Origin of the sequence: Paraburkholderia sp. SIMBA_054 (assembly GCF_046534875.1) — a bacterium.
In the GTDB taxonomy this organism is placed as follows: Bacteria; Pseudomonadota; Gammaproteobacteria; order Burkholderiales; family Burkholderiaceae; genus Paraburkholderia; species Paraburkholderia hospita.
On sequence record NZ_JAWRXV010000511.1, the window covers coordinates 1 to 303 of the forward strand.

At 69.3% G+C, this 303-nt stretch carries 1 protein-coding gene; it reads right to left on the reverse strand.

All coding sequences use genetic code 11. From position 1 onward, the window contains the following. Window positions 1–303: M24 family metallopeptidase (locus SB822_RS56125; protein WP_410858981.1), on the reverse strand; the 303-nt coding region annotated here is incomplete at both ends.

The following is a 303-nucleotide window of genomic DNA, read 5'->3' on the forward strand; positions in this document are numbered from 1 at the left end:
CCGGCCGCGTCAGGTTCTCGGGCGCACCATCCGTGCACACCACCTCGTCCTCGATGCGCACGCCGCCATACGGCCTGAAGTGGTCCACCCGCGCCCAGTCGACGCTGCCGGCATGGCCGTTCTTCTTCACTTCGTCCAGCAGCATGTCGATGAAGTACACGCCCGGCTCGATCGTCACCACCATGCCCGGCTCCAGCACGCGGGTCATGCGCAGGTAGGGATGGCCGGCGGGACGCTCGATGCGGCCGCCGCGGTCGCTGGCGGCGAAGCCGCCGACGTCGTGTACCTGCAGGCCGATCAGGT